The organism is Streptomyces sp. NBC_00038 (genome assembly GCF_026343635.1).
Lineage (GTDB): Bacteria > Actinomycetota > Actinomycetes > Streptomycetales > Streptomycetaceae > Streptomyces.
Genome location: NZ_JAPELQ010000001.1, coordinates 2070072 through 2095642 on the forward strand (window position 1 = coordinate 2070072; position 25571 = coordinate 2095642).

The 25571-nt window shown below is 70.6% G+C and carries 24 protein-coding genes; 7 read left to right on the top strand and 17 right to left on the bottom strand.

What is annotated here, in order from left to right:
• Positions 1-13: 13 nt before the first annotated feature.
• The 12 genes from OG219_RS09625 to OG219_RS09680 form a co-directional block, all read right to left on the bottom strand.
• Positions 14-1231 (bottom strand): cell wall metabolism sensor histidine kinase WalK, encoded by a 1218-nt coding sequence (locus OG219_RS09625; protein WP_266824902.1) that lies wholly within the window; start codon positions 1229-1231, stop codon positions 14-16.
• Positions 1232-1299: 68 nt separating this feature from the next.
• Positions 1300-1968: a response regulator transcription factor gene (locus OG219_RS09630; protein WP_266824904.1), complete on the bottom strand. Its 669-nt coding sequence runs from the start codon at positions 1966-1968 to the stop codon at positions 1300-1302.
• A gap of 44 nt (positions 1969-2012) precedes the next feature.
• Complete coding sequence (locus OG219_RS09635; RefSeq protein ID WP_266824906.1) at positions 2013-2804, bottom strand: S1C family serine protease; 792 nt, start codon at positions 2802-2804, stop codon at positions 2013-2015.
• Between the two features lie 782 nt (positions 2805-3586).
• A complete protein-coding gene (locus OG219_RS09640; RefSeq protein WP_266824908.1) occupies positions 3587-4537 on the bottom strand; it encodes a VWA domain-containing protein in 951 nt (316 codons plus the stop codon).
• Between the two features lie 28 nt (positions 4538-4565).
• The gene (locus tag OG219_RS09645) at positions 4566-5606 is read right to left on the bottom strand and encodes a DUF58 domain-containing protein (RefSeq protein ID WP_266824910.1); all 1041 of its coding nucleotides are present in this window, start codon (positions 5604-5606) and stop codon (positions 4566-4568) included.
• The gene (locus tag OG219_RS09650) at positions 5603-6604 is read right to left on the bottom strand and encodes a MoxR family ATPase (protein ID WP_266824912.1); all 1002 of its coding nucleotides are present in this window, start codon (positions 6602-6604) and stop codon (positions 5603-5605) included. The genes OG219_RS09645 and OG219_RS09650 overlap by 4 nt, the downstream gene beginning before the upstream one ends.
• Complete coding sequence (locus tag OG219_RS09655; protein ID WP_266824914.1) at positions 6601-6828, bottom strand: hypothetical protein; 228 nt, start codon at positions 6826-6828, stop codon at positions 6601-6603. Before OG219_RS09655 ends, OG219_RS09650 begins: the two co-directional genes overlap by 4 nt.
• A 110-nt stretch (positions 6829-6938) precedes the next feature.
• Complete coding sequence (locus OG219_RS09660) at positions 6939-8471, bottom strand: MFS transporter (RefSeq protein WP_266824916.1); 1533 nt, start codon at positions 8469-8471, stop codon at positions 6939-6941.
• On the bottom strand, positions 8468-9019 hold the full coding sequence (locus OG219_RS09665; protein ID WP_266824918.1) for a TetR/AcrR family transcriptional regulator: 552 nt from the start codon (positions 9017-9019) through the stop codon (positions 8468-8470). Before OG219_RS09665 ends, OG219_RS09660 begins: the two co-directional genes overlap by 4 nt.
• 80 nt (positions 9020-9099) lie before the next feature.
• Positions 9100-10071 carry an aldo/keto reductase gene (locus tag OG219_RS09670; protein WP_266824920.1) on the bottom strand — a complete coding sequence of 324 codons (972 nt, stop codon included), beginning with the start codon at positions 10069-10071 and terminating at the stop codon, positions 9100-9102.
• A 145-nt stretch (positions 10072-10216) separates the two neighbouring features.
• Entirely contained in the window at positions 10217-11650 is a 1434-nt protein-coding gene (gene argH, locus OG219_RS09675; protein WP_266824922.1) for an argininosuccinate lyase, read from the bottom strand.
• A gap of 87 nt (positions 11651-11737) precedes the next feature.
• Entirely contained in the window at positions 11738-12931 is a 1194-nt protein-coding gene (locus OG219_RS09680) for an argininosuccinate synthase (RefSeq protein ID WP_266824924.1), read from the bottom strand.
• Between the two features lie 250 nt (positions 12932-13181).
• Here OG219_RS09680 and OG219_RS09685 point away from each other — a divergent pair, with 250 nt between their 5' ends.
• The 7 genes from OG219_RS09685 (at position 13182) to OG219_RS09715 (ending at position 20601) form a co-directional block, all read left to right on the top strand.
• The gene (locus OG219_RS09685; protein ID WP_266824926.1) at positions 13182-14015 is read left to right on the top strand and encodes a hypothetical protein; all 834 of its coding nucleotides are present in this window, start codon (positions 13182-13184) and stop codon (positions 14013-14015) included.
• A gap of 100 nt (positions 14016-14115) precedes the next feature.
• On the top strand, positions 14116-14703 hold the full coding sequence (locus tag OG219_RS09690) for a pyridoxamine 5'-phosphate oxidase family protein (protein WP_266824928.1): 588 nt from the start codon (positions 14116-14118) through the stop codon (positions 14701-14703).
• A 188-nt stretch (positions 14704-14891) separates the two neighbouring features.
• Complete coding sequence (locus OG219_RS09695; protein ID WP_266824930.1) at positions 14892-16574, top strand: heme peroxidase family protein; 1683 nt, start codon at positions 14892-14894, stop codon at positions 16572-16574.
• A 134-nt stretch (positions 16575-16708) separates the two neighbouring features.
• Entirely contained in the window at positions 16709-17407 is a 699-nt protein-coding gene (locus OG219_RS09700; protein WP_266824932.1) for a L,D-transpeptidase, read from the top strand.
• Positions 17408-17653: 246 nt separating this feature from the next.
• Positions 17654-18991 carry a ferredoxin reductase family protein gene (locus OG219_RS09705; RefSeq protein WP_266836045.1) on the top strand — a complete coding sequence of 446 codons (1338 nt, stop codon included), beginning with the start codon at positions 17654-17656 and terminating at the stop codon, positions 18989-18991.
• A 19-nt stretch (positions 18992-19010) separates the two neighbouring features.
• Positions 19011-19820: an FMN-binding protein gene (locus OG219_RS09710; RefSeq protein ID WP_266824934.1), complete on the top strand. Its 810-nt coding sequence runs from the start codon at positions 19011-19013 to the stop codon at positions 19818-19820.
• Between the two features lie 43 nt (positions 19821-19863).
• Positions 19864-20601 (top strand): FAD:protein FMN transferase, encoded by a 738-nt coding sequence (locus OG219_RS09715; RefSeq protein WP_266836046.1) that lies wholly within the window; start codon positions 19864-19866, stop codon positions 20599-20601.
• A gap of 113 nt (positions 20602-20714) precedes the next feature.
• On the opposite strand, the gene OG219_RS09720 is transcribed toward OG219_RS09715, so the two are convergent.
• Genes OG219_RS09720 through argC form a run of 5 tightly spaced genes read right to left on the bottom strand, consistent with a single transcriptional unit; the run spans position 20715 to position 25536 of the window.
• A complete protein-coding gene (locus OG219_RS09720; RefSeq protein ID WP_266824936.1) occupies positions 20715-21251 on the bottom strand; it encodes an arginine repressor in 537 nt (178 codons plus the stop codon).
• Positions 21252-21258: 7 nt separating this feature from the next.
• A complete protein-coding gene (locus OG219_RS09725; RefSeq protein ID WP_266824938.1) occupies positions 21259-22458 on the bottom strand; it encodes an acetylornithine transaminase in 1200 nt (399 codons plus the stop codon).
• Positions 22455-23363 carry an acetylglutamate kinase gene (gene argB / locus OG219_RS09730; protein ID WP_266824940.1) on the bottom strand — a complete coding sequence of 303 codons (909 nt, stop codon included), beginning with the start codon at positions 23361-23363 and terminating at the stop codon, positions 22455-22457. Before argB ends, OG219_RS09725 begins: the two co-directional genes overlap by 4 nt.
• On the bottom strand, positions 23360-24511 hold the full coding sequence (argJ, locus tag OG219_RS09735) for a bifunctional glutamate N-acetyltransferase/amino-acid acetyltransferase ArgJ (protein WP_266824942.1): 1152 nt from the start codon (positions 24509-24511) through the stop codon (positions 23360-23362). The genes argB and argJ overlap by 4 nt, the downstream gene beginning before the upstream one ends.
• Entirely contained in the window at positions 24508-25536 is a 1029-nt protein-coding gene (argC, locus tag OG219_RS09740) for an N-acetyl-gamma-glutamyl-phosphate reductase (RefSeq protein ID WP_266824944.1), read from the bottom strand. The genes argJ and argC overlap by 4 nt, the downstream gene beginning before the upstream one ends.
• Between the last annotated feature and the right edge of the window lie 35 nt (positions 25537-25571).

Genomic DNA, 25571 nt, shown 5'->3' on the forward strand with positions numbered 1-25571 from the left:
GGGGCGCCCCGGTTCAGCGGAGTTCAGGGGGCTGGTCCTCGGGTGGGCCGCCGTTCGCCTGATCGGCGCCGGGGGCCGGGAACCACAGGACGAACGTGGAGCCCTCTCCCACTCGGGAGAACAGTCGGATGTGACCGGCGTGGGACTCCACGATCTGTCGCACGATCGCAAGGCCCAGGCCGGCGTGGCGGTCGCGGCCGCCGCCGTTGCCCTTCGCCCGCCAGAATCGGTCGAACACGCGGGCCTGGTCGTCGTCGAGGATGCCCGGCCCCTCGTCCCGCACGGATATCCACAGCCAGCTCTCCGCCCGCCCGGCCGCCACGGTGATACGGGTCCCGGGCGGAGCCAGCCGTACGGCGTTGGAGAGCAGGTTGCCGACGGCCCGGCGCAGCGCGTCGTGGTCACCGATGACGGTCAGGCCCGTGGTCAGCCGGCGGCTCAGGACGAGCCCGCGTTCGGCCGCGAGCGACGCGAACTCCTCACACGCCTCGGTGGCCGCGGCGGCCAGGTCGACGTCGGCGTCGGCCAGCGCGGGCGCGCTGCGGCGGGCGGTGGCGAGGAGGTCCTCCACGAGGCGGGTCATCCGGGTGGTGGCCCGGTCCACGCTGCGGGCCGCGGCCTGGCGCTCCTGCTCGTCGGACTCCTCCGCGATGAGTACGGCGTCCAGGTTGGCGCGGATGATCGCGAGCGGGCTGCGCAGCTCGTGCGAGGCGTCGTCGATGAGCTGGCGCTGGGCGCGGAAGGCCTCGTCGAGCCGGTCGAGCATGGAGTCCACGGTGTCGGCGAGGTCGCGGAGTTCGTCCTTCGGGCCGTCGAGGCGGATGCGCTGCGACAGGTCGGTGGCCTGGATCTCGGCCGCCGTACGGGAGATGGAGCGGACGGGGCGCAGGGCCCGCCCGGAGAGCACCCAGCCGATCGCGAGGCTGGTGGCGGCGAGCCCGCCGAGCACGGCGAGGGAGAAACGGCGGAGGTTGGCGAGTGTCTCGTAGTTGACGGCCGCCTCGACCTCCTGGACCTTCACCGCCTCGATCTCCCCGACGTACACGTTGTCCACGTACTTCGAGGCCGTGAACTGTTTGGTGACGGGGTGCGCCTCGCCGCTCCGCTCGACCGCGAGATACGTCCCGCCGAGGACAAGCGCGGTGAGCACGAACAGCAGGCCGGAGTAGAGGACCGTGAGACGGAAGCGGATGGTGTGGGTGAAGGCGGGCAGGCGGAACGGGAGTTTCACAGCCGGCGGGCGAAACCTGCGAAGGGAGAGTTTCACGGCCGGCGGGCGAAGCCTGCGGAACGGGACTCTCACGGCGTCTCCTTGAGCCGGTAGCCCTGCCGGATCACCGTCTCGATCAGCGGCTCCTCGCCTCCGGTGATCTTCCGGCGCAGTGAACCGACCGTGACCCGCACGGTGTTGGTGAACGGGTCGGCGTGCTCGTCCCAGACGTGTTCGAGCAGTTCCTCGGTGGGCACGACGCGTCCGGGGCGGGTCATCAGATAGTGCAGGACGCCGAACTCCTTCGGCGTGAGCTGGAGCGGGCGTTCGCCCCTGAACGCCTCGAAGCGCGCGGTGTCCAGGCGGAGTTCGCCCACCTCGACGACCGAGGTGCCGCCGTCCTCGCGGCGCAGCAACGCCCTTATACGGGCGAGGAGTTCGGGCAGCGCGAAGGGTTTCACCAAGTAGTCGTCGGCGCCCTCGTCGAGGCCGCGCACGCGGTCGGCGAGGCGGTCCCGGGCGGTGAGCATCAGGATGCGGGGGCCGCCGGGGGTGGCCCGGACGGCCCGGCAGACCGAGAAGCCGTCCCCGTCGGGCAGATTGAGGTCCAGGAGGAGCAGGTCGTAGTCGTTGACGGCCAGTTTCTCGGTGGCCGTGTCGACATCGGGGGCCACGTCGACCGCGTAACCCGCCCTGACCAGGCCGAGTCTGAGCGCGACGACCAGGTCCTCCTCGTCCTCGACCACGAGCAGTCTCATGGGCCCAGCACCCGCCCTCCGTCATCGGCCGTTCCCGGCCGCTGTCAGCCGCCGTCGATGATCGCCCGCGCGGCGTCCATCGCGTCCGTCACGGGAATGGCGAATCCGATGCCGATGGAGCCGCCCCCCTGCTGGTCCAACGTCGCAATGGCCGTATTGATGCCGATGACCCGGCCGTCGGCATCGACCAGGGGGCCGCCGGAGTTGCCCGGGTTGATCGACGCGTCGGTCTGCAGGGCGCGCCGCTGCTCACCCTGCTCCCCCAGTGTCACCGTGCGGTTCAGTGCGCTGACGATGCCGGAGGTGACGGTGCCGCTGAGGCCGAGCGGGGAACCGATGGCCAGGACGGTGTCGCCGACTCCGGGCTGGGCGCCGGTGGCCAGTTCGGCGGCCTCCAGTCCGCGTGCCGTCTCGGGTTCGAGGACGGCGACGTCGTGGGCGGGATCGTCCCCGAGTACGTCGGCGCGCAGCCTGCGGCCGTCCTGGAGCTCTATGGTGACCTGCGAACTGCCGGACACCACATGGGCGTTGGTGAGGATGCGGCCACGCTCGTCGAAGACGAAGCCGGAACCCTGGCCGGCGTCCGTCTCGATCGACACGACGCTCGGCAGAACGCGTGAGGCGACCGCTTCGAGCCCGTTCGCGTCCTGCGCGGCGGCGCTGGAGGAGGAGTCCTCGGAGTCTCCGAGCGCCCCGGCCGCGTAGCCCGCCGCGCCGCCCGCGAGGACGGCGGCGACGATCGCGGCCAGGACGGGGCGGGGTTTGCGGGAGTTCCGTTGCCCCGGGGGCGGGGGTGCGAAGTACTCCGGCGACGCGTACGTCTGCGGCGATGGCACGGGCGTGACGAAGGGCGGCGGGGGCCGTCCGGGCAGGAACGACGGGCCGCGGGGCTCGCCGAGTCCGGGGTAGGGGTCGGGTTCGGAGCCGTCGGATGCCGGGCCGGATTGCCGGGCGGGCGCCCCCGACCCCGTCGGCCCAGCAGGCCCAGCAGGCCGGGACGGGCTCGGCGGGCGGGATGGGTCGGGACGGTCCGAATCGTCTGTGCGGGTGGGCCATCGGTCGTCAAACACGGTTGTGCCTCCTTGGTCGGGAACCGGAGGTGCGGGAGGTGCCGGACGTGGCCGGGGGGCGGGATGTTGCCGGACGGGCCGGATGTGCCGGACCTGGCCGGAACCGCCGGACCTGGACGGACGGGCCGGAGCCGCCGGACGTGACCGGAGGCGCCGGACCTGGCCGGAACCACCGGACCTGACCGGAACCGCCGGACGGGCCGGACATGGCCAGGGACCACCGGACGTGGCCGGACCTGGCCGGAGGCGCCGGACGGGCCGGACATGGCCAGACCCGGCCGAAGCCGCCGGACCTGACCGGAGGCGCCGGACCTGACCGGAGGCGCCGGACCTGACCGGAGGCGCCGGACCTGACCGGAGGTGCCGGACGGGCCGGACATGGTCGGACCCGACCGAAGCCGCCGGACCTGACCGGAGGCGCCGGACGGGCCGGAGCCGCCCGACCTGGCCGGGGGCCCCGGAACGTGGCCGGACCTGGCCGGGGGCGCCGGAAGGGCCGGACCCGGCCCCGAAGCCGCCGGACGCGCCGGACGCGCCGGACGCGCCGGTCACGGCAACCTGGAGAACCACAGCAGTGAGGTCGCGGCGGCGGCGAGCGCGGCGACGAGCCCCGCCGCGACGAACCACTGCCAGACCTCGCGCTCCTCGGTGCGGTATCCGACGGAGCTGCCGATGTCCTCGTACACCGCCTGGAGTTCCTCCCCCGTGGCGGCTTCGTGGAAGTCGCCGCCGGTGCGGGACGCGAGGTTCTCCAGGGCGGGACCGTCGACGGGGACGCGCATGGTGTCGCCGGACGGCAGGTCGACCGTCCCGTCCTCGGTGCCGTACGCGATGGTCGAGACCGGGATCTCGTCGGCGGCCACCTCCTCGGCGGCCGATTCGACCGAGCGGCCCTGGGTGTTGGAGCCGTCCGACAGGAGCACGATGTGGGCGGGCGGGGGCTCGGTCTCGGCCTGCCTGTCGAGGGTGCGCACGGCGTCGCGGGCGGCCAGGACGGCGTCGCCGATCGCCGTGCCCTGTCCCGTGGTGAGCCGTTCGATGGCCGAGCGCAGCAGCTCGCGGTCGGTGGTGGGCGGGACCGCGACCGTCGCGGAGCCGCTGAACTGGACGAGGCCCGCGTTGAAGCGCTCGGGAAGCCGGTCGACGAAGGCGAGCGCGGCCTGCTGGGCGGCCTCGAACCGGGTCGGCTCCACGTCGGTGGCCCCCATGGAGGCGGACACGTCGAACGCCACGACCACGGTGGCCCGTTCGCGCGGCACCCGCACCTCGGTGGTGGGCCGGGCGAACCCGACCACCAGCAGCGCCATCGTCGCGCAGAAGGCGGCCGCGGGAATGTGCCGCCGCCGGCCGGGCCGCTTCGGCGCCACCTTGTCCAGCAGGTCGAGGTTGGTGAACCTGACGGCGTACCGCCCGCGCCTGCGCTGCACCAGCAGGTAGGCGCCGATCAGTCCGGCGAGCGGCACCAGGAGCAGCAGCCAGCCGGGTGAGCTCAGGCCCATGACGCCTCCAGGGGTACGGAGATACGGTTCACGCGGCGCCGCCTCCCGCACGGCGCCGCCGGCTCTCGACATGGCGTACGACGTCACGCACCCAGTCCCGGTCGGTCCGCAGCCGGAGGTGGGCCGCGCCCGCACGACGGATGGACGCCTTGATCAACGCCCGTTGTTCCAGCGCGGCTTCGGCGTACCGCTCGCGCAACTTCCGTGAATGGGTGGGGATTTCACGTCTGCGGCCGGTCTCGGGGTCGACGACGGTGAGCAGTCCGACGTCGGGGAGCTCCAGTTCCCGCGGGTCGACCGTTTCGACGGCGAGCACCTGGTGGCGGCGTGCGACGGTCCGCAGCGGCTGTTCCCAGCCGACCTCCAGGAAGTCGGAGACCACGGCGACCAGACCTCGGGCGGGCAGGGCGCGCAGCGAGTGCAGGGCATCGGCGAGGGCGGTCCCGTCGGTCCCCGGTGTCACCCGGGGGCGGTCGAGTGCGGCGCGCCCGTCGGTCCCCGGTGTCACCCGGGGGCGGTCGAGTGCGGCGCGCCCGTCGGTCCCCGGTGTCACCCGGGGGCGGTCGAGTGCGGCGCGCAGGACGGTGAGCAGGTGGTGGCGGCCGGTGCGGGGCGGGATCCGGACGATGCCCCCCGGCCCCGTGATCTGTGCGCCGAGCCGGTTGCCCGCCCGCTCGGTGAGGAAGGCGACGGACGCGGCGGCGCCGACGGCCAGGTCGCGCTTCTCCATCCGGGCGGTGCCGAAGTCCATGCTCGCGGAGGCGTCGAGGACGATCCAGGTGGTGAGTTCGCGGTCGGCGAGGGTGAGCCGGACGTGCGGGACGGTGGTGCGCGCGGTGGCGTTCCAGTCCATCCGGCGCACGTCGTCGCCGATGACGTACGGGCGGGTCTCGGACGGCTCGCTGCCCGGGCCGGGGAACAGCCCCGGGTGGTCGCCCTGGAGGATGCCGTCGGGGCGGCGGGTGAAGAGCAACTCCAGGTGTTTCAGGGCCTGTTCGGGGGTGAGTTCGCGGAGGGTCGGGGAACCGGCGTTCACGGGGATGCCACCCCTTTCCGGGCTGCCGCTCATGCCGCTTCCCCTTCCGGGCGCGAGGCGGCCTGGCGCGGGCTGATCCGCGGCTGCTCCACCGCTGCCAGCACCTCGTCGACGATCTCGGCCCCGGTGACACCGTCGGCGAGCGCGTCGAAGGACAGTACGAGGCGGTGGGCGACGACCTCGTGGGCCAGGTCGTGCACGTCCTCGGGGAGGACGTAGGCACGGCCGCGCAGCAGGGCGAGCGCGCGGGCCGCCGCCACCAGGCCGAGCGTGGCGCGCGGGCCGGCGCCGTGCGCCAACCTGCGGTCGGGGCCCGCGAGTTCACGGGTCGCGCAGACCAGGCGTACGGCGTACTCGGCGACCGCGTGGTGCACGAACACCTCGTCCGCGGAGCGTTGGAGCGCGATCAGCCGGTCGGGGGTGAGGACGGGGCGCGCCCGCGGCGGGTCGACGCTCATCCGGTAGAGGATCGCGAGCTCCTCGGACTCGCTGGGTGTGGTGATGTCGACCTTGAGCAGGAAGCGGTCGCGCTGGGCTTCGGGGAGTTGGTAGACACCCTCGGACTCGATGGGGTTCTGGGTGGCGAGTACGAGGAACGGCTGGGGGACGGGGATGGTGGTGCCGCCGATGGTCACCTGCTGCTCGCCCATCACCTCGAGCAGCGCGGACTGCACCTTGGCGGGGGCTCGGTTGATCTCGTCGGCGAGCACGAAGTTGGCGACGACCGGGCCCGGTTCGACGCTGAACGTCTCCTGGGACGGGCGGTAGACGCGGGTGCCGGTGATGTCCGAGGGGACGAGGTCGGGGGTGAACTGCAGCCGGGAGAACCGTCCGCCGGCCACCTGCGCGAGGGTCTTCGCGGCGAGTGTCTTGGCGACACCCGGCACGCCTTGCAGCAGGCAGTGGCCGCGGGCCAGGACCGCGGTGAACATCCGCTCCACCATGCGGTCCTGGCCGACGATCACTCGCTTGACCTCGAAGAGGGCTTCTTCGAGGAGCTTGTCCTCGACCCCTCGTTCGTGGGCGGTCACAGCGCCTCGGCGGCGTCGGACGGGGCGGTGCCGCCGGTCCCGTTCTTCTCCGGGCAGTCGTCGTGGTCGGCGACCCCGGCGCCGGAGGTGCCTTCCTCGACGACGAAGCGGGTCCGCTCGGGCGAGGCCTCGGCACCGTCCGCGGCGATCGCGACACCGCCTCCGGCCAGGCCCGCCGCGGCCAGCATGGCGGCGGCGACATAGTTACGGGTACGACGTGTCATGGTCAGTGGCTCCTTCGGCCGTGTGGGACGACGTCCGGTACGGAGCCAAGACCATCAGGTGAGGGCGAAAGCGGGCTTAAAGCCGGCGTCCGCTCAGGGGTGTTCGGCGCCTACGGGTGTTCGGCGCTCTCCTCCAGCTTCTGCCCCCGCAGCAGGAACCACGCCGCCGCGGCCGTGACGAGCAGCACGATCGCCCCGATGCCGGCGGCGAGCGTGAGCCCGTCGACGAACGCGGTGCGGGCCGAGTCCATCAGGGCCGCCGCGGTGTCCGCGGGCAGCCCGGCCGCCGACTCGACGGCGCCGCCGAGCGACTCGTGGGCCTCGGCCGGTGTGCCGGCGGGGCCGGTGAATTCCGCGTACACGCTGGTCACGATCGAGCCGAGGAGCGCGATACCCAGGGCGGCACCGAGTTCGTACGCCGTCTCGGAGACCGCGGAGGCGGCGCCCGCCTGCTCCTTGGGCACACTGGAGAGGATCACGTCGGCGGTGACGGTGAAGGAGAACCCCGCGCCGATGCCGACGACCAGCAGCGCGGCGCCGAGCAGCGGATAGCCGGTGGACCGGTCGAGCAGGGTGAGCGCGGCGAGCGCCAGGCCGACCGCGGCGAGACCGCCGGAGACCACGGCACGCACCGAGAACCTCCGCGCGACCGTACCCGCGATCAGACCCGCCGCCACCGCGCCTATCGCGGCGGGCAGTTCGGCGAGTCCGGCCTCGAACGGGCCCCTGCCCTGCACGAGTTGCAGGTACTGCGAGAGGAAGAAGACCAGCCCGGACAGACCGAGGATGGTGAAGAGGTCGGCGAGCACGGCTCCGGAGAAGCCGCGGTGGCGGAACAGCCGCATGTCCAACAGCGGAGAGGGCAGCGTGAGTTGGCGTCGTACGAACCAGTAGAGGGCGGCGGAACCGAGCAGGCCCACGGTGACCGCCTGCCACTCGATGCCGTGTGTGGCCGCCTCCTTCACTGCGTAGACGATGCCGATCATTCCGACGAGTGAGAGGCCGACGCTGGTCAGGTCCCACGGGCCGGGGTTCGGGTTGCGCGACTCCGGCAGCAGCTTGATGCCGACGAGGACGAGGACGGCCATCACGGGCAGGTTGATCAGGAAGACCGAGCCCCACCAGAAGTGTTCGAGCAGGAAGCCGCCGACCACGGGACCGACCGCCGTACCGGCGGAGGCGGTCGCGCCCCAGATGCCGATGGCGAGGCTGCGCTCGCGCGGGTCGTGGAAGAGGTTGCGGATCAGGGCGAGCGTGGCGGGCATCAGGGTCGCGCCCGCGACACCGAGCAGCGCCCGCGCCACGATCAGCATCTCGGGCGTCGTCGCGTAGGCGTTGAGCACGGATATCGCACCGAACGCCGTGGCGCCGATCAGGAGCAGCTTCTTGCGGCCGATGCGGTCGCCGAGACTGCCCATGGAGACGAGCAGGCCCGCGATCACGAAGGAGTAGACGTCACCGATCCACAGGAGCTGCGTCCCGGACGGCTTCAGGTCCTCGCTGATGTACGGGGTGGCGAGGCCGAGGACGGTCGCGTCGACGGCCACCAGCAGCACGGCCAGGACGAGGACGGAGAGCGCCAGCCAGCGGCCCGGGCGCTTCTCCACCTCCGCCACGGATACCGGCTGCAGGGTGCTGGTCATGATTCCTCTCTCCTCAGAGCACCGCCGAGCAGCAGCTCGACGATCATGTATTGGAAGTCCTTGGCGGCGACCCGGCCCTCGGTGACGGCCCACGCCCCCGAGGCCATGAGCCCGTAGAGCGCCTCGGTGAGCCAGGCCGGGGTGAGATCGATACGGAACTCGCCGCTGTCCTGACCGCGCCGGAACAGCGCGGCGATTCCCGCGTCTATCCGGGCCCAGCCCTCGTTCTGCTCCTCGCCCTCGAACAGCTGGTTCTCGGTGTAGAGGAAGGCGAGCAGACCGGCCGCCTTCTCCAGCTCCTTCACCAGACGGCGGACGGCGTCCTGAGCACTGCCGTCGCCGAGGCGCGCGGCCTCCAGAGCCGCCTCGCACTCCTCGATACCGAGCGACTCCAGAGCCCGGACGAGCACGTCCCGCCCCGCGAACTGGCGGTGCAGCGTGGCCCGGCTGATCCCGGCCGCCTTGGCGACCTCGTCCATGGTGGCGGTGGATTTCCGGGTGAGCAGGGCGGCTGCGCTGCGCAGCACGTGTTCGCGGTCAACGGCCATGAGACAACCATAACCCATATGAGACGTCCATGTCTCACCAGAACCGTGCGGGTCTCACCCTTCACGGCCGATCAAGGTGCTCAGTGCCAGTGCAGCTGCCCGCGCCGCTCCCAGTAGGCGGCCGGCTCCTCGGCCAGTGCGTCGAGCCGGGCCAGCTGACCGTCGTCGAGGTCGACGACCGCCGCGTGCAGGTTCGAGGCGAGCTGGTTGACGGTGGCCGCGCCGGAGAGGACGACTCCGGCCCAGGGCTGCCGCAGGACGAGAGCGAGGGCGACCGCGTCGGCGCCGAGCCCGGTCTCCACGGCGATGTCCCGCACAACGCCCGGCGCGTGCTCCGCCGCGAGGCGTCCGTTGGCCATGCCCTCCTTGACGATCACGGTGAGTCCGGCGTCATGGGCTTCGGCGAGGGCGGGCGCGGCGGAGGTCTCCAGCGCGTTGTAGGTGGCCTGGACGGTACGGAAGAGCGGCTCGCCGTCGGCTGTCACGGCGAGCGCGGCACGGATCGCGTCGGCCTGGGCGGGCCCGCTGGTGGAGAAGCCGATCGAGAGCCCCTCGGCGGCCGCGTCGCCCAGCTTGGCGTGGAGCTCCTTGTCGGTGAGGGCCGGGCTGTCCGGGGTCACCGAGTGGATCTGGTAGAGGTCGAGCCGGTCGCCGAGCAGCCCGGCGGTTTCGCTGCGCTGACGCTCGTAGGCCTGGACGCTGTGGTCCTTGACCTCGTGTTTCTCGGCGTCGGTGGTCCAGTCGGCGGTGTAGGTGTAGCCCCACTTGCTGCCTACGACGATGTCGTCGATGTCGGGGCGGGCGTTCAGCCAGTCGGCGAGGAACTCCTCGCTGCGGCCGTAGGAGCGGGCCGCGTCGAAGTAGCGGACGCCCTGGAAGTATGCGGCGTCGAGGAGTTCGTGAGTACGGGCGCGCAGCGTCTCGACGCTGCGGTTCTCTCCGAGGTCGTGCTCTCGGCCGAGGTTGATGTAGCCGGGGCGGCCGACTGCGGCGAGGCCGAGTCCGATGTGGCACGTCGGGGTCGTTGCTGTGGCCAGTCGGGCGAAGGGCATCGCGGGCTCCGTTGGGTCGGCTCCGGTACGGTTCCTGACCAACGTAACCCGCGATGACCTTCGCTTCAGAGCTCGGGTTGTTGCGGTGGTTTGGAGACTGCGGGTGCGTCGTGGCTTGTCGCGCAGTTCCCCGCGCCCCTGACAGTCACCGCTTGTTCTTAGCCGTGGCCCACTCGTGCTGGGCCGCCACGTCCTGCTTCACCTCGGCCAGCTGGATCGCCACCGCGCTCGGCGCCGTACCGCCGCGGCCATCACGGGAGGCCAGGGCACCGTGGACGTTGAGGACGGAGCGCACCTCGGGGGTCAGATGCGCGGAGATCTTCGCGAACTGCTCGTCGGTCAGGCCGTCCAGTTCGATGCCGTCGGCCTCGGCGGCCTTCACGCACTCGCCAGCGACCTCGTGCGCGACGCGGAACGGCACACCCTGCTTGACGAGCCACTCGGCGATGTCGGTGGCGAGCGAGAAGCCGGCCGGGGCCAGCTCCTCCATGCGCTCGCGGTTGACGGTCAGGGTCGCCATCATGCCGGTGAAGGCGGGGAGCAGGACTTCGAGCTGGTCGCAGGAGTCGAAGACCGGCTCCTTGTCCTCCTGGAGGTCGCGGTTGTACGCGAGCGGGAGGGCCTTGAGGGTCGCCATCAGGCCGGTCAGGTTGCCGATGAGGCGGCCGCTCTTGCCGCGCGCCAGCTCGGCGATGTCCGGGTTCTTCTTCTGCGGCATGATCGAGGAGCCGGTGGAGAAGGCGTCGTGGAGGGTGACGAAGGAGAACTCCTTCGTGTTCCAGATGATGATCTCCTCGGCGATCCGGGACAGGTTCACGCCGATCATCGCGGTGATGAAGGCGAACTCGGCGACGAAGTCGCGGGAGGCCGTGCCGTCGATGGAGTTGCCCACGCTGCCGTGCTCGAAGCCCAGGTCCTTCGCCACCGCCTCCGGGTCCAGGCCGAGCGAGGAACCGGCCAGGGCGCCCGAGCCGTACGGGGAGACCGCCGTGCGCTCGTCCCACTGGCGCAGCCGCTCGGCGTCCCGGGACAGGGACTGGGCGTGTGCGAGGACATGGTGCGCGAAGAGCACCGGCTGGGCGTGCTGGAGGTGCGTGCGGCCGGGCATCGCGACGTCCGGGTGGGCCTCGGCCAGGCCGACCAGGGCGTCCTGGAGGTCGGCGATCAGACCGCCGATGACGCGGGCGTGGTCGCGCAGGTACATCCGGAAGAGGGTCGCGACCTGGTCGTTGCGGGAACGGCCCGCGCGGAGCTTGCCGCCGAGGTCGGGGCCGATGCGCTCCAACAGACCGCGCTCCAGGGCCGTATGAACGTCCTCGTCGGCGATGGTGCCGACCAGGACGCCTGATGCCACATCCGCTTCGAGCCGGTCGAGGCCCGCGAGCATGCGCGTCAGCTCGTCCTCGGTGAGCAGGCCCGCCTTGTGCAGCACGCGCGCGTGGGCACGCGATCCGGCGATGTCGTACGGCGCGAGGCGCCAGTCGAAGTGGACCGACGCGGACAGCTTGGCCAGGGCCTCGGCGGGACCGTCGGCGAAACGGCCGCCCCAGAGCCGTACGTCACCGCTGTTGCTGCTCACTTGCGTTGCTCCTCAGAGAAGTCGATGTGCCACCGCCTCCGCACCGAGGGGGTGAGGAGGCGGTCGTCAGGCTAGTACGGACGAGACCTACGCCAGGTCGCGCTGGGCCGCGATCTTCGACGACAGGCTGTAGATGTCGATGAAGCCCTTGGCCGCGGCCTGGTCGAACGAGTCGCCCGTGTCGTACGTGGCGAGGTTGAAGTCGTAGAGCGAGGTGTCGGAGCGCCGGCCCGTGACGACCGCGCGGCCGCCGTGCAGGGTCATCCGGATGTCGCCGTTGACGTGCTGGTTGGCCTCGTTGATGAAGCCGTCGAGGGCGCGCTTGAGCGGCGAGAACCACTGGCCGTCGTAGACCAGTTCGCCCCAGCGCTGCTCGACCTGCCGCTTGTAGCGGGCGAGTTCGCGCTCGACGGTGACGTTCTCCAGTTCCTGGTGGGCGGTGATCAGGGCGATCGCGCCCGGAGCCTCGTACACCTCACGGGACTTGATGCCGACCAGGCGGTCCTCGACCATGTCGATCCGCCCGATGCCCTGGGCGCCGGCCCGCTCGTTCAGCTGCTGGATGGCCTGCAGGACGGTGACGGGCTTGCCGTCGATGGCGACGGGGACGCCCGCCTTGAAGGAGATAACGACCTCGTCGGCCTCGCGGGCCTCGGCCGGGTTCGAGGTGTACTCGTAGATGTCCTCGATCGGCGCGTTCCAGATGTCCTCCAGGAAGCCCGTCTCGACGGCGCGTCCGAAGACGTTCTGGTCGATGGAGTAGGGGGACTTCTTGGAGGTGGCGATCGGGAGGTTCTTCGCCTCGCAGAAGGCGATCGCCTTGTCGCGGGTCATCGCGTAGTCACGGACCGGAGCGATGCACTGGAGGTCGGGGGCCAGAGCGACGATGCCGGCCTCGAAGCGGACCTGGTCGTTGCCCTTGCCGGTGCAGCCGTGCGCGACCGTGGTGGCGCCGTGCTTCTGGGCGGCGGCGACGAGGTGCTTGACGATCGTCGGCCGGGACAGGGCGGAGACCAGCGGGTAGCGATCCATGTAAAGGGCGTTGGCCTTGATCGCCGGGAGGCAGTACTCCTCGGCGAACTCGTCCTTGGCGTCCGCGACCTCGGCCTCGACGGCACCGCAGGCGAGCGCGCGCTTGCGGATGACGTCCAGGTCCTCGCCGCCCTGGCCGACGTCGACCGCGACGGCGATGACCTCGGCGCCCGTCTCCTCGGCGATCCAGCCGATGGCGACGGAGGTGTCCAGACCGCCTGAATAGGCGAGTACGACGCGCTCGGCCACGGGGTTCTCCTTACAGTGCATTCGCTGACATGCATGAGTATGCAGGACTCTGCATGATTCGTCAATTGCGGGCCGGGGCGGCAGGGCCTCCGTGAACGGATCCCAGGATTTCTTTGAACGCCCTTTGAACAAGGGAAACCGCTTTCCCGTATCTCTCCCCGACGCAGGCGCCGCGTTCGTACACCGAGAGGCACTCCGCCCGGCCGACCGCCGGGCGGCTCCCCGCCCCTGACCCGAGTGAGGCTTCCGCATGTCCAGGGCTCTTCCGAAGTACAACAAGCGCCGCATCGCCGTGATCGGTGGCGCCTCCGCGATGGTGTTGTCCGCTGCGGTGATCGCCGGCTCGGCCTTGGCCGGGGAGACCTCCAAGAACAGCGGCCAGAGCGCCACCACGAAGGCCGCGTCCCCGGGCACGGTGAACTGCCCGGCCGTCGCGCCGAGCCTGCCCGCGATCCCCGCCTCCGCGAAGGCCGAGGTCGACCGCAACCTCACCCTGCTCAACACCCAGATCGCGGAGGCCAACAAGAGACTGGTCGACACGGTCGGCCAGGGCGGCGCCAACTTCGTCCAGAACGCGATCCTCGGCCCCCTCAAGGACAAGCGCGTCGCCACCATCAACCGCATCGCGACGGCGATCGGACGCACCGCCGCCAAGCCGGTGGGCCTGGACTCACTCGCGCCGTGCGCGCTGAACGCGGCCGGAGGCGGCGCCGCCGCGACGCCGAGCGCACCGCCGGCCAGCACTCCGGCGAGCGCACCGGCGAACACCGCCGCACCCGCGGCCGGCGCCGTCGGCACGATCAGCTGCCCGGACGTCGCCTCTCGCCTGCCGGCGATCCCCGCCTCCGCGAAGGCCGAGGTCGACCGCAACCTGGCGCTGCTGAACACACAGATCAACGAGGCCAACACGCGGCTGGTGAACACGGTCGGCCAGGGCGGACCCAACTTCGTCCAGAACGCGATCCTCGGCCCGCTGGCCGACAAGCGCGTCGCCACCATCGACCGCATCGCCATCTCCATCGGCCGCACCGCGGCCAAGCCCCAGGGCCTGGGCACGCTGGCCACCTGCGCCCTCAACAAGTAACGGACTCCGTGGCCGCCCCGTCCCGCAGCGCCGACCCAGGCGGCCACGGAACCCGTAATTCCTTAGACAAAGTAAGGAACTTGCTCAATAATCGTTAGACATGGGAAAGACTTACGAGCGCATTGACGGTCGGCTGCGTACGTTCATCGAGGCGCAGCCCCTCTTCTTCACCGCGACCGCACCCCTGTCCGGGGACGGCACGGTCAACCTCTCGCCCAAGGGGCTCACCGGCTCCTTCGCGGTGCTCGACGAACTGACCGTGGCGTACCTGGACTTCGCCGGGAGCAATGCCGAGACGATCGCCCATCTGCGGGAGAACGGCCGGATCACCCTCATGTGGTGCGCCTTCCAGGGGCCGCCGAACATCGTCCGCGTGCACGGCCGCGGCGAGCCCGTCTTCCGGGACGACCCGCGCTTCGGGGAACTGCTCGCCCGCTTCCCGGGCATCGATGCGACCCAGCACGGTCTGCGCGCGATCATCGTCGTGACGGCCGAACTCGTCCGTGACACCTGCGGGTACGCGGTTCCCTTCATGTCGTACGACGAGGACCGCGATCTGCACGGCAAGCGCTTCGCGCGCGAGGACGACGCCTCACTCGACGCGTACTTCGGGAAGAAGGAGCACATCGCCACAAGCTTGGACGGCCTGCCCGGGCTGCCACTGCCGCTGCCTCCCACCCCAGCCTGAGCGCGCACCACTTGGGAAGCTTGCGCCACTGAGGTACGTGATGTCGGAGTCCGGACGTTTTGCCGATCTTCTTAATGGACACGATAGTTGTGCCATTTGACGGAATTCTCCCTTCCGCCGGTCTTAGCCCCTACGCTCGGCCAAAACCGCCCACCGGGCGTGAGTACCAGGAACAGATGGGGGATCCAATGTTCCGAGCCGCACGCGAACCTCAGAGCAAACGGCATATCCGCAACTCGTTCTTCGTTGTCGGCGAGGGCATCCTCGCCGACCCCGGGACCGACGGCCCGGCCCATCGGCCGCCGACGTCGACCATCGCCGCACTGCGCAAGTTCCAGTTCTCCCGGCTGGGCGAGCAGGCGGAGGACACTCAATTACTCGACCGGGCCACCCGTCAGGAACTCGCCGAGGCGATGACCGACCGGACCCAGGCACAGCCCGACTCCGACAACCCCAAGGTGCCGGCGGGCTTCACCTATCTCGGTCAGTTCGTGGACCACGACCTGACCCTGGACGCCACGGCGGTGCAACTGGACGAGGACATCACGGTCCAGCAGTTGCTCCAGGGACGCTCACCGGCTCTCGACCTCGACAGCCTCTACGGCCTCGGGCCGGAGAACCGCCTGGACCGCCGGTTCTACGAGGACGACGGCATCCGGCTGAAGACCGGCACGACCCAGGGCCTGGTGGACGGCGACGAGATCACCCGACTTCCGCTCACCGGCTTCGATCTGCCCCGCGTGGGCATCGGCTCACTGATCTCCGAGCGGCGCCGACCGCTGATCCCGGACGGGCGCAATGACGAGAACCTCGTCGTCGCCCAGATCCACACCGCCTTCATCCGCTTCCACAACCGGCTCGCGACCGACCTCCTCAACAAGGGCGTGTCCAGTGCCGTTCTCTTCGAGTCGGCTCGAGAGGCGGTCGTCAAGCACTACCAGTGGATGGTCCGCCACGACTTCCTCCCGAGGATCGTCGACAGCGCCATCCTCGACGAGGTCTTCACCAAGGGCCGCACGTACTTCGAACCGTCGGCACAGGACCAGGAACACCCGACGATGCCGATCGAGTTCTCCGTGGCCGCCTACCGTCTCGGCCACAGCATGGTGCGGGGCGCCTACAACTGGAACAGGGTCTTCGACAACGGCAGGGGCACACTGCCGCTCCTGTTCCGCTTCACCGGCACCAGCGGCATCCTCTCGCCACCGCCGGCCGACACCACGGACCCCGAGGCCGGCAGCTTCGAGCACCTTCCCACCAACTGGATCGCCGACTTCCGGCGCCTGTTCGACTTCCGCGCGGGCGGACGCGAGGACCTCGGCGTGACCGACGCGCAGTTCAACGTCGCGAAGCGCATCGACACCCTGCTGGTCAACCCGCTGGCCGACCTGCCGCTCGGCTCCTTCGGCGGTCGCGGACAGCCTCCGATCGACGCCGCCGAGCTGAACCTGGCGTTCCGGAACCTCACCCGGGCCAACATGCTGAGTCTCGCGACGGGCCAGCAGATGGCCGAGCAACTCGGCGTGAAGCCGCTGCTCCCGTCCGACTTCGACAACCGCCCCGGCGGAGTCCAGATCTCCGACGCGCTCAAGGAGAAGCTCGTCAACAACTGCCCGCTGTGGTTCTACATCCTTCGCGAGGCCGAAGTGAACGGTGGCGGCCGGCTGACCGGCGTCGGCGGGCGCATCGTCGCCGAGGTGTTCCACCGAGCCATCGAAGGCAGCCGGTACTCCATCGTCCGCGATCCGTTCTGGCGGCCCTTCCTCACTCCCGACCCGGCAAGGAAGACCCAGGGCCTCTTCGACATGACCGACCTCCTGCTGTACGCCTTCGAGGGCAGGGCGACTCTTCTCAACCCGCTGGGTCCGTAATAGCCGACCCCGTGGACACCGCGGATTCCGGGCACCCGTACGGGCGGCCCGGAATCCGTCTGCACACCGACGGACGGCGCCTGGACGGCCCACCCGGGCTGCCCCGACCGCCGGCTCCCCGTAGCGTCCGGTCCATGCGTCCCGGTGCCGCCGTCCTCCTCGTGTCCGCGTCCCTCCTCACCATGGCCGTGGCCCCGAGCGGCCCGCCTCCCCTTCCCGAACGGATGGCGGACACCGGCGGCGGCACCCAGCTCATCACCGCGCAGGCCTCGCGTACGTCCTCGACGAAGGGGACCGTCACCTGGTGGGACCGGCGCGACGGGCGGTGGGTGAAGGCCGGTTCGGTGGCCGCGCGCTTCGGTGCCAAGGGGCTGGTCGAGGGAGGCTCGCGCCGGCAGGGGACGAACACGACACCCACCGGTCTTTACGAGCTCCCGTACGCGTTCGGGATCAAGGCCGCGCCCGGCGGGACCAAGGCCCCGTACCGGCGGGTTCACCAGAAGTCCTGGTGGTGCCAGGACAACAACTCCCGCGCGTACAACCGGTGGACCGAGCCCCGTGCCTCCGACTGCCGCGCCGCGGAGTCCGAGCACCTGATCGCGTACCCCACGCAGTACGCGTACGCCCTCGTCATCGGGTTCAACTACGAGCGGCCGGTACGGGGGCGCGGCGCCGGCATCTTCCTGCATGTCAACGGGCGTGGGGCGACGGCCGGTTGTGTGTCGGTGCCCGGGGATGCGATGCGGCGGATCGTGAAGTGGGCCGATCCGGCGCGGAGGCCGCACATCGCGATCGGCACGGAGCGCGGGGCGACCGCCATCACCCGCTACTAGGCGCCGTTTCGGTCGGGGACCGTTGTTGACCGCGGGACCGCTGTGGCTGGTCGCGCAGTTCCCCGCGCCCCTAAAGCGCCGCCTGTTTCTCCAGGTCTCAGTGGACTCAGCAGCCCGTTGAACACTCCGCCGTCGCGCCACGTACCTCTGGGCCAAGGGGGACCCACCCCCTGCCCCGTCCCCACGGACGACCACGGAGGAACCGTGTCCACGATCGCCGGTGGCCGCGCCGCGCGGCGCCAGACCATGCGCCGTATCCGCCCGCGCCGCTCCCCTGCCGTCCCGCTGCTGCTCGCCGTCTGGGCGGGTGCGGCCGGGGTCATCTGGCTGTGGTGGAGCAACACCCCGTCCATCGCGGACCACACCAGCAGGATGATCAACGCGGGCCGGATCACAGGCCTGTTGGCCGGGTACCTGATGGCGCTCGTGGTGCTGCAGATGGCCAGGGTGCCCGCTCTGGAGCGCCGGGTGGGCTCAGACCGGGTGGCCCGCTGGCATGCGATGAGCGGCCGCTACACGCTCTGTCTGGTCCTCGCGCATCTCGTCCTGACGATGTACGGCTACGCACTCCAGTCCGGCCGGACCTTCGCCGACATCGTCCAGCAGACCATCGACTCGATCAACCAGCTGCCCGACATGGGCAAGGCCGCGATCGGCGCGGGTCTGCTGCTGGTCATCGGCCTGCTATCCATCGGCCCGGTGCGCCGCAGGCTGCCGTACGACACCTGGTACCACATCCACCTGCTCACCTATGCCGCCGTGTACCTGTCGTTCTGGCATCAGCTCACCACCGGCAACGACTTCGCCGTCCAGCCCGCCGCGACGACGGCCTGGTACGGGCTGTACGGAACGGTCACCGCGCTGGTGCTCTGGTACCGGGTGATCGTGCCGATCCGGCTGAACATGCGGCACCGGATGCGGGTCGAGGCGGTCATCGAGGAGGCGCCGGGGATCGTGTCGGTGCTGATCAGCGGGCGGAAGCTGCACCGGATGGGTGCCGAGGCCGGACAGTTCTTCCGCTGGCGCTTCCTGGCGCCGGGGATGCGGTTCAGTTCCCACCCGTACTCGCTGTCCGCGGCGCCCCGCCCCAACATGCTGCGCGTCACCGTCAAGGCGATCGGCGACCACAGCGCCGCGCTGCGCGAGCTGGAGCCGGGCACCCGGGTCTGGGCCGAGGGCCCCTACGGCGCGCTGACGGCGTCCAAGCGCAGCCGCGGAAAGGTGCTGCTGGTGGCCGGCGGCGTCGGCATCACTCCGATGCGGGCGCTGTTCGAGACCCTGCCCGGCGCCTCCGGTGACCTCACGCTGCTCTACCGGGCGAACAGCACCCAGGACCTGGCCCTGTGGGACGAGTTGGCGGTCATCTCCAAGGAGCGCGGGGCCCGGCTGATGTACGCGGTGAACAGCCCCGACGGGGAGCGCCCGGACATCTCGGCGGACAGCCTGCGCCGGAAGCTGCCGGACATCGAGAGCCATGACGTCTTCATGTGCGGGCCGCCCGGTTTCGCACAGCAGGTGTACGAAGCACTGCGCGGCGCGGGAGTCCCCGCCCGCCGCATCCATCACGAGTCGTTCGAGATGTGAGCGACGGGAGTCAGGAGCAATGAAGAAGAGCCATCCCCTCAGGCGTGTCGTGCTCGCAACCGCCGCCACCGTGTCCGGGATCGTCCTGCTGCTTGCTCTGAAGCCGGGGTCCGATCCGGCCTCCGCTTCGGCGCAGGGCGGAGCGGCCCAGCCGCCGGCGGCCGGGCAGGAGTCGCCGCAGGGCGGCTCGGAGCAGGCGGCTTCCGGCGCCCGTACGGTCACCGGAAGCGTGGCCGACACCCAGTACGGGCCCGTCCAGGTCCGCCTCACGCTCAGCGGCGACAAGATCACCAAGGCCGAGGCGGTCCAGGCACCCAGCGGCGGCCAGAGCACCACGGTCACCGAGGACGCCGTACCGAAACTCAACCAGGCGGCCGTCGCCGCGGGCACCGCCGACATCGACGCAGTCTCCGGAGCGACCTACACCAGCGCCGGCTACAAGAAGTCCCTCCAGTCCGCCCTCGACCAGGCCGCCGAAAGCGCCCCGGCCCCGGCGGAGTCGTCCGCATCGCCGTCCCAGCCGCCGGCGGCGTCGTCCGAGGCCCCCGCCCCGGAGGGCCAGACCGTCGACGGCGACGTCGTCCAGACCCAGTACGGTCCCGTCCAGGTCCGCCTCACCCTGAACGGCACCACGATCTCCAAGGCCGAGGCCATCCAGGCACCCAGCGGGGGACAGAGCACGGAGGTGACCGGCAATGCCATACCGAAGCTCAACCAAGCGGCCGCAGCCACCCAAAGCGCCGACATCGACGCCGTCTCCGGAGCTACCTACACCAGCGCCGGCTACAAGAAGTCCCTCCAGTCCGCCCTGGACAAGGCCGGTGCCTGACCCTGCGGAGGCCCCTCCCGCGCTGCGCCACGTGGAGGAGGTCATGGGCACCGTCTTCTCTTTCGACGTACGCGGCGGCGAACCGGCCGCCGTCCAGACCGCGTTGGAGGAGGCGATCGCCCAACTCCACCGGGTGAACGAGGTGTTCAGCACCTACCGCGAGGACAGCCAGATCTCGCGTCTCGCGCGCGGTGAGCTGACGGTCGCCGAGTGCGATCCGGAGGTCGCCGAGGTACTCGACCTGTGCGCCGAGGCGGAGCGGCTGAGCGAGGGCTGGTTCAGCACGACGTACGAAGGACAGCTGGACCCGACCGGTCTGGTGAAGGGCTGGTCGACCGAGCGCGTGGCCCGGCATCTCACCGTGGCCGGGGCGAGCGGCGTCAGCGTGAACGGCGGCGGCGACGTCCAGTTGTGCGGTGTGCCCGGACCGCAGCGGCCGTGGCGGGTCGGCGTGGCGGATCCGCTCCGCCCCGGTTCACTCGCCGCCGTGGTCTCCGCGGCCGGCGCCGACGAACTCGCCGTCGCCACCTCCGGCACCGCCGAACGCGGCGCCCACATCGTCGACCCCCGCACCGGCAAGTCCGCCGTCACCGACCTGGTCGCCGTGACGGTGGTGGGCCCCCGCCTGACCTGGGCGGACGCCTGGGCCACGGCGGCTTTCGCGATGGGCTCCCGACAGGCCCTGGACTGGCTGGAGTCACTCCCCGACGTCGAGGCCCTGCTGATCACGGCGGGGGACGAGGTCAGGTGTACGGGGGGCTTGGCTCAACGTCTCGGGTGAATTGGAGCGCCCCGTCAGGGGCGCGGGGAACTGCGCGAGCAACCACAACGGGTCCGCACCCGAAACGCCAGAGGCGCACCCCGATCCGGGGCGCGCCTCCAACGTCGCACACGTCAGTGATTGTTCTGAGCCAACCGCAACAAGTGGTCGGCCAACGCCTGCCCCCCGGCAGGCTCCCGACTGATCAGCAGCAACGTGTCGTCCCCTGCGATCGTCCCGAGAATGTCCTGCAGCTCGGCCTGATCGATCGCCGAGGCCAGAAACTGCGCAGCCCCCGGAGGGGTCCGCAGCACCACGAGGTTCGCCGAAGCCTCCGCGGAGATCAGCAGCTCCGAGGACAGCCGACGCATCCGCTCCTCCTTCGCCGACTCCCCCAGCGGCGCACGGGGGGTACGGAATCCCCCCTCGCTCGGCACCGCGTAGATCAGGTCGCCGTCGTTGTTGCGGATCTTCACCGCGTTCAGCTCGTCCAGATCCCGGGAGAGCGTCGCCTGAGTGACGTTCAGCCCGTCGTCGGCGAGAAGCTTCGCCAACTGGCTCTGGGAGCGCACCGGTTGCCGGTTGAGGATGTCCACGATCCGGCGGTGGCGTGCGGTGCGGGTCTGCGGTACGGCAGGCCCTGCGTGCTCGTGGTCCTGCGCCTGACTCATCGTCGTCTCATTCCCCGGATCGTCCTTCCCCGTTGACCGCGTGCAGGACTCCGGGCAAGGCCTGGAGGAAAGCGTCCACTTCGTCGTCGCCGAGGTTCAGCGGCGGCATCAGCCGTACGACATCGGGGGCGGGCGCGTTGACCAGGAGACCGGCGTCCTGAGCCGCCTGCTGCACCTGCGGTGCGAGCGGCTCGGTGAGCACGATACCCAGGAGCAGGCCCGCACCCCGGACATGGTCGATCAACGGGTGCCCGAGTGACTCGATTCCGTCCCGCAGTTTCTCGCTGGTGCGCTTCACGTTCTCGAGGAGTCCCTCGGACGCGATCGTGTCGAGTACGGCGAGTCCGGCGGCGCAGACGACGGGATTGCCGCCGAAGGTCGTGCCGTGGTGGCCCGGCTTCAGCAGCTCGGCGGCCCGGCCGAAGGCGACGGTCGCGCCGAGCGGCAGCCCGCCGCCGAGACCCTTCGCGAGTGTGACGACGTCGGGCAGGACACCCTCGTGCGCCTGGTACGCGAACCACGATCCGGTACGGCCGACGCCGGTCTGCACCTCGTCCAGGACGAGGAGCGCGCCGTTCGCGGCGGTGATCGCGCGGGCGGCCTTCAGATAGCCGACCGGGGGCACGACCACGCCGTTCTCGCCCTGCACCGGCTCGATGATCACCAGTGCGGTGTCCTCGGTGACCGCTTCGGCCAGCGCCTGCGCGTCGCCGTACGGGACATGCGTGACGTCACCGGGCAGCGGCAGGAACGGCTCCCGCTTGCCGGGCTGGCCCGTGAGCGCGAGTGCACCCATGGTCCGGCCGTGGAAGCCGCCCTGGGTCGCCACCATGTGTTTGCGGCCGGTCAGCCGCCCGATCTTGAACGCGCCCTCGTTGGCCTCGGCACCGGAGTTGCAGAAGTACACCCGGCCGTCCCGCCCGAAGAGCTGGAGCAGCCGTTCGGCGAGCGCGACGGGCGGCTCGGCGACGAAGAGGTTCGAGACATGGCCGAGCGAGCCGATCTGCTTGCTGACCGCCTCGACGATCGCCGGGTGGGCGTGCCCGAGCGCGTTGACCGCGATACCGCCGACGAAGTCGAGGTACTCCTTGCCGTCGGCATCCCACAGCCTGGTGCCCTCACCGCGTACGAGGGGCAGCCGCGGGGTGCCGTAGTTGTCCATGAGTGAGCCCTGCCAGCGCTGGGTGAGCTCCTGATTGGCGGTCACGCGTCCCCCTCGGTCCCGTCGTCCGGCACGACCATCGTGCCGATCCCCTCGTCGGTGAAGATCTCCAGCAGGATCGAGTGCTGGACCCGGCCGTCGATGACGCGGGCGGTGGTGACGCCGTTGCGGACGGCGTGCAGACAGCCCTCCATCTTCGGCACCATGCCGCTGGCCAGCTCGGGCAGCAGCTTCTCCAGCTGGGAGGCGGTGAGGCGGCTGATCACCTCATCGCTGTTCGGCCAGTCCTCGTAGAGACCCTCGACGTCGGTGAGGACCATCAGGGTTTCGGCACCCAGCGCCGCAGCGAGTGCCGCAGCCGCCGTATCAGCATTGACGTTGTAGACATGTCCGTCGTCCTGGGAGCGGGCGATAGAGGAGACGACCGGGATACGGCCGTCGGAGAGCAGCGCCTCGATGGCGCCCGTGTCGATCGCGGTGATCTCGCCGACCCGCCCGATGTCGATCAACTCGCCGTCGATCTCGGGCTGGTGCTTGGTGGCGGTGATGGTGTGCGCGTCCTCGCCGGTCATGCCGACGGCGAGCGGCCCGTGCTGGTTGAGCAGCCCGACCAGCTCACGCTGCACCTGTCCGGCAAGGACCATGCGTACGACGTCCATGGCGTCCTCGGTCGTGACCCGCAGGCCCGCCTTGAACTCGCTGACGATGCCATGCCGGTCGAGGGCGGCGCTGATCTGCGGGCCACCGCCGTGCACGACGACGGGCTTGAGGCCGGCATGGTGCAGGAAGACGATGTCCTGCGCGAAGGCGGCCTTCAACTCCTCGTCGATCATGGCGTTGCCGCCGAACTTGACGACGACGGTCTTGCCTTGGTGCCGGGTCAGCCAGGGCAGCGCCTCGATGAGGATCTGGGCCTTGGGCAGCGCGGTGTGCTTACGAGTAGTGCTCATGACGAGTACGCGCTGTTCTCGTGGACGTAGTCCGCGGTGAGGTCGTTGGTCCAGATCGTTGCGGTCTCACTGCCGGCGGCGAGGTCGGCGACGATGTGGACCTCGCGGTAGCGCATGTCGACGAGCTCGCGGTCCTCGCCGACGCCGCCGTTCTTGCAGACCCAGACGCCGTTGATGGCGACGTTCAACTGGTCCGGCTCGAAGGCGGCTTGAGTGGTGCCGATGGCGGACAGGACGCGGCCCCAGTTGGGGTCCTCGCCGTGGATCGCGCACTTGAGGAGGTTGTTGCGGGCGATGGAGCGGCCCACCTCGACGGCGTCGTCCTCGGTCGCGGCGTTCACGACCTCGACCTTGATGTCCTTGCTCGCGCCCTCGGCGTCCCGGATGAGCTGCTGACCGAGGTCGTCGCAGACCTTCCGTACGGCCTCCGCGAACTCCTCGTGGTCCGGGGTGACTTCGGACGCACCGGAGGCCAGCAGCAGCACGGTGTCGTTGGTCGACATGCAGCCGTCGGAGTCGACGCGGTCGAAGGTGACCTTCGTGGCCGCCCGCAGCGCCTTGTCCAGTACGTCGCTCTCGACGTCGGCGTCCGTCGTCAGGACCACGAGCATGGTGGCGAGGCCGGGGGCGAGCATGCCGGCGCCCTTCGCCATACCGCCGACGGTCCAGCCGTCGCCGGTGACCACGGAGGTCTTGTGGACGCTGTCGGTGGTCTTGATGGCGATGGCCGCCTTCTCGCCGCCGTGCTCGCTGAGGGACGCGGCCGCCGTCTCAACTCCGGTGAGCAGCTTGTCCATCGGGAGCAGGATGCCGATGAGGCCGGTCGAGGCGACGGCGACCTCGGCCGCGTTCAGCCCGAGGGTTTCGGCCACCTTCTCGGCGGTCGCGTGCGTGTCCTGGAAGCCCTTCGGCCCCGTACAGGCGTTGGCGCCACCGGAGTTGAGGACGACGGCGGTCACCCGGCCACCCTTGAGGACCTGCTCGGACCACAGCACCGGCGCGGCCTTCACGCGGTTGGAGGTGAAGACGCCCGCGGCGGCCGGACGGGGCCCCTTGTTGACCACGAGGGCCAGGTCGGGGTTGCCGTTCTCCTTGATCCCGGCGGCAATCCCCGCAGCCGTGAATCCCTTTGCTGCCGTGACACTCACGGTGCGACTCCGATCGTGGAAAGACCCATGTCCTCGGGAAGCCCGAGGGCGATGTTCATGCTCTGGACGGCACCGCCCGCGGTGCCCTTGGTGAGGTTGTCGATGGCGCTGATCGCGATGATGCGGTGTGCGGCGGCGTCGAAGGCGACCTGCACCTGAACGGCGTTGGAACCGTAGACAGACGCCGTCGCGGGCCACTGGCCCTCCGGAAGCAGGTGTACGAACGGCTCGTCCGCGTACGCCTTCTCGTATACGGCCCGTACGGACTCGGCGGTGACGCCGGGCTTCGCCTTGGCGCTGCAGGTGGCGAGGATGCCGCGCGGCATCGGGGCGAGGGTCGGCGTGAAGGACACGGTGACGGGCTCGCCCGCGGCGGCGCCGAGGTTCTGGATGATCTCGGGGGTGTGCCGGTGGCCGCCGCCGACGCCGTACGGGGACATGGAGCCCATGACCTCGCTGCCGAGGAGGTGCGCCTTGGGCGCCTTGCCGGCCCCCGAGGTCCCCGAGGCGGCGACGATCACGGCCTCGTTCTCCGCGAGGCCCGCCGCGTACGCCGGGAAGAGCGCCAGCGAGGTGGCCGTGGGGTAGCAACCGGGTACCGCGATGCGCTTGGACCCCTCCAGCGCCGCGCGGGCACCCGGCAGTTCGGGGAGGCCGTACGGCCAGGTCCCGGCGTGCGCGGAGCCGTAGAACTTCTCCCAGTCGGCCGGGTCCTTCAGCCGGAAGTCGGCTCCCATGTCGACGACCAGGACATCCGGGCCCAGCCGCTCGGCGACGGCGGCGGACTGCCCGTGCGGCAGCGCGAGGAACACGACGTCGTGGCCGGCGAGGACCTCCGGGGTGGTCTCCTCAAGGACGCGACCGGCGAGCGGCAGCAGATGCGGCTGGAGCGCGCCCAGGCGCTGGCCGGCATTGGAGTTGCCGGTCAGAGCGCCGATCTCGATCTCAGGGTGCACCAGGAGCAGCCGCAGCAGTTCCCCGCCCGCGTACCCACTCGCTCCCGCCACTGCCGCACGTACCGCCATGGAACCCTCCTCCTTGATGGCATGACTATACGTAT